Origin of the sequence: Vibrio sp. 10N.222.46.A1, assembly GCF_041473595.1 — a bacterium.
GTDB lineage: Bacteria > Pseudomonadota > Gammaproteobacteria > Enterobacterales > Vibrionaceae > Vibrio > Vibrio tasmaniensis_A.
This window is the reverse complement of sequence record NZ_JBFRSN010000330.1, coordinates 1-3788: the sequence shown is the minus strand read 5'-3', so window position 1 is coordinate 3788 and position 3788 is coordinate 1. Positions and strand designations below refer to the sequence as shown.

Here is a 3788-nt window from a genome sequence, read left to right as displayed (position 1 = left end):
AATTCCCCTTTAGTTCAGTTGGTAGAACGGCGGACTGTTAATCCGTATGTCGCAAGTTCAAGTCTTGCAAGGGGAGCCAAATTCAGAAAAAAGCTCAATCGAAAGATTGGGCTTTTTTCGTATATAACTGCGACTAACTTGTTCCAAGTTAATATCACACCCGAATCGTCGGACCGTGCTACCCGCCCGCGTTTAAGTCTCGACAAGGGGGCCAAATTTAAAGAAGCCGCATCACTCGATGCGGCTTTTTGCGTTTTAACGTACTCACTTTCCTAAAAGCCCTCTAAGCAACCGAGCAACAGCCTTGAGTTAGCAACAATCAATTGACTCAAAAGTTCGCTATTTACTTCAATCAATTTCGACCTTTTGGCCGAAGACAAAAGTGAAATCACTGAGTACTCAAATGATCAGACAAAGATCATTGTGATATACCGCTGCACGCTCACACCATCAAAATCTATGTCTATACTTACTGCAGCTTTGGTAATCAATCGATTACCTGATGTTTTTTTCACCAAGTGTCTAAATCCCTAGTGATCCTTGGTTGTTATTAGGTGAGCAAAACAGGATAATATCGGGATCGGAATCTCAAGAATTAATCCATTATGACCGAATACCTTTTGTTGTTGGTTGGCACAGTGCTAGTCAATAACTTTGTGCTAGTGAAGTTTTTAGGGCTATGTCCATTTATGGGCGTCTCCAAGAAGTTGGAGACTGCAATTGGCATGGGCCTCGCGACGACTTTCGTTCTGACGTTAGCGTCGGTATCTGCATACCTAGTAGAAACCTACATCCTTACCCCTCTGGGTATTGAATACTTGCGTACCATGAGCTTTATCTTGGTTATCGCGGTGGTTGTTCAATTTACGGAAATGGTCGTTCACAAAACTAGCCCTACCCTTTATCGCCTATTGGGTATCTTTCTGCCGCTTATCACCACCAACTGTGCGGTATTAGGTGTGGCACTTCTGAACATCAATGAAAACCACAACTTCATTCAGTCGATCATCTATGGTTTTGGCGCAGCGGTGGGTTTCTCTCTTGTATTGATCCTATTTGCTGCAATGCGTGAACGTATTGCGGTTGCTGATGTTCCAATGCCATTTAAAGGCGCGTCGATTGCGATGATCACAGCTGGCCTAATGTCTCTGGCATTTATGGGCTTTACTGGGTTGGTGAAATAAGCATGAGTACCATTTTAATTGCGATCATTGCACTCGCCGCTTTAGCCGCTATTTTTGGCGCTATTTTGGGCTTTGCTTCTATCCGTTTTAAAGTTGAAGCCGATCCGATCGTCGATCAAATCGACACTATTTTACCGCAAACTCAATGTGGCCAGTGTGGCTACCCTGGTTGTCGCCCATACGCGGAGGCGATCGCGAACGGAGACAAGATCAACAAGTGTCCTCCAGGCGGCCAAGCAACCATTGAGAAGCTCGCAGACTTAATGGGCGTAGAAGTTGAAGACTCCGCTCATGACTTAGATAACAAAGTAAAAACCGTTGCCTTCATTCATGAAGATATGTGTATCGGCTGTACCAAGTGTATTCAAGCCTGCCCTGTTGACGCCATTGTTGGTGGCACCAAGGCACTCCACACAGTAATCAAAGATGAATGTACAGGTTGTGATCTATGTGTCGCACCGTGCCCTACTGACTGTATCGAAATGATTCCAGTGGCAACAACGACTGAAAATTGGAAATGGCAGATGAACATCATTCCTGTTACTGATATCACTAACCAAGCAACTGATGCGACCGCGTCAGAGCCTAAGGCATAGGGTTAGTATGATCTCTTTAATTGAACAAATTCGCACGGGCTCTATTTGGAACTTCCCGGGCGGTGTGCACCCTGCTGAAAACAAGAAACAGTCGAATACTACTGACATCGTGCATGCAAGGCTCCCAGAAGAAATCGTTCTTCCAGTGAAACAGCATATAGGTAAGCCTGGTAACTTATTGGTTACTGTCGGTGATGCCGTACTCAAAGGTCAGCAACTTACTGCCTTAGAGACTGGTTTTACTTTGCCAGTACATGCGCCAACATCGGGTGTGATTACCGCTATCGAACCACGAACCACCGCTCACCCTTCTGGCTTGAGCGACGTGTGCGTGGTTATTAAACCTGATGGCTTAGACGCTTGGATTGAAAAAAATCCAGTTGAAGATTTCTCGACAAAGACCTCTGACGAACTGCTTGATGTGATTCGCCAAGCTGGTATTTCAGGCATGGGCGGCGCAGGCTTCCCTACGGCTAAGAAGCTTCAATCAGGCTTAGGTCGTACCGACATTTTGATCGTCAATGCTGCGGAATGTGAACCTTACATCACCTCTGATGACAAGTTGCTTCAAGAACATGCCGACGAAGTATTAAAAGGCATCGAAGTGGTTGAACACATTCTTCAACCAAAGCTGACGGTTATCGGCATTGAAGACAACAAACCAGATGCGATAAAAGCACTTGAGATTGCTGCGAGAGACAAAGATATCGTCATTCGTGTTATCCCAACTAAATACCCTTCTGGTGGTGAGAAGCAGCTTATCAAGATTCTCACCAACAAAGAGGTCCCAGCTGGCGGCATCCCTGCAGACATTGGTGTTTTGGTTCAGAACGTCGGCTCTCTTTACTCGATTAAGCGAGCGGTAATTGACGGCGAACCTGTGGTTAACCGCGTTGTGACATTAACCGGTAAAACCTTTAAGCAACCTCGTAACGTTTGGGCGCTATTAGGCACACCAGTACATGAGTTACTTGAAGAGTTTGGCTACAAAGCCGATAAAAAACTGCCGCGTTTGATTTTGGGCGGCCCGATGATGGGCTTTACCTTGCCGCATGCCAATGTGCCAATCACCAAAACGTCGAACTGTATTTTAGCGCCAACGCGTCGTGAGATTTCACCAAGCACTTACGAGATGGAATGTATTCGTTGCAGCGCGTGTGCTGAAGCTTGTCCTGCGTCTCTACTTCCTCAACAACTGCAATGGCACGCCAAAGCCAACGAGTTGGATAAGTGTGAAGAACTGAATATTAAAGACTGTATTGAATGCGGTGCTTGTGCATTTGTCTGCCCAAGTGAAATTCCTCTTGTTCAGTACTACCGCCAAGCAAAAGCTGAGATCAAAACTCGAAAAGATGAAGCCGCTGCAGCAGAGCGCGCCAAGATTCGTTTCGAAGAGAAAAACGCTCGTATGGAGCGCGACAAAGCAGAACGTGAAAACCGCTTTAAGAAAGCAGCTGACAACCGTCGTAAAGACATGAAATCAGCCGACGGTGACGATGCAATTGCTGCGGCGATTGCGCGTGTTAAGGCACAAAAAGCGACAGCAGACCAAGCTCCTAATGCGGAACCAGCGGTGAAACCTGCGGTTGCGGCTGCGATTGCCAAGGCAAAAGCAAAACAAGCTGCGGCTCAGAAAGCGGATAGCGCTGAACCAGACAATTCTGAAATGTCGAAACTGCGTGAAGAACGTAAACGACAAGCTCGAGAGCGCAAGGCACAACAAGCAGCAACTGATGCTCCTGCAGAAAAATCAGGTGACGCTAAGAAAGACGCGGTTGCTGCGGCTATTGCTCGCGCTAAAGCCAAGAAGGCTCTACAAGTGGAATCTTCTACTCAAACAGAAAGCGAGGCTCCAGTTGCAAGTACTGGCGACGCTAAGAAAGATGCTGTCGCTGCGGCCATTGCTCGCGCTAAAGCCAAGAAAGCTCAACAAGCGGAATCAGCTACTCAAACCGAAAGTGAAGCTCCAGCTGAAAGTACTGGCGACGCTAAGAAAGATGCTGTTGCT

Annotated in this window: 3 protein-coding genes and 1 tRNA gene; all 4 read left to right on the top strand. The window is 46.7% G+C overall.

Features of this window, described 5'->3' with window-relative positions; all coding sequences use genetic code 11:
- Positions 1-3 precede the first annotated feature (3 nt).
- A tRNA-Asn gene (locus tag AB4496_RS10885) sits at positions 4-79 on the top strand.
- Positions 80-605: 526 nt separating this feature from the next.
- Positions 606-1184: an electron transport complex subunit RsxA gene (gene rsxA, locus AB4496_RS10880; RefSeq protein ID WP_004734039.1), complete on the top strand. Its 579-nt coding sequence runs from the start codon at positions 606-608 to the stop codon at positions 1182-1184.
- A 2-nt stretch (positions 1185-1186) separates the two neighbouring features.
- Entirely contained in the window at positions 1187-1780 is a 594-nt protein-coding gene (rsxB, locus tag AB4496_RS10875; protein WP_009848647.1) for an electron transport complex subunit RsxB, read from the top strand.
- Between the two features lie 7 nt (positions 1781-1787).
- Positions 1788-3788 (top strand): electron transport complex subunit RsxC (rsxC, locus tag AB4496_RS10870; protein ID WP_372130939.1); only part of this gene is annotated, 2001 nt, incomplete at its 3' end.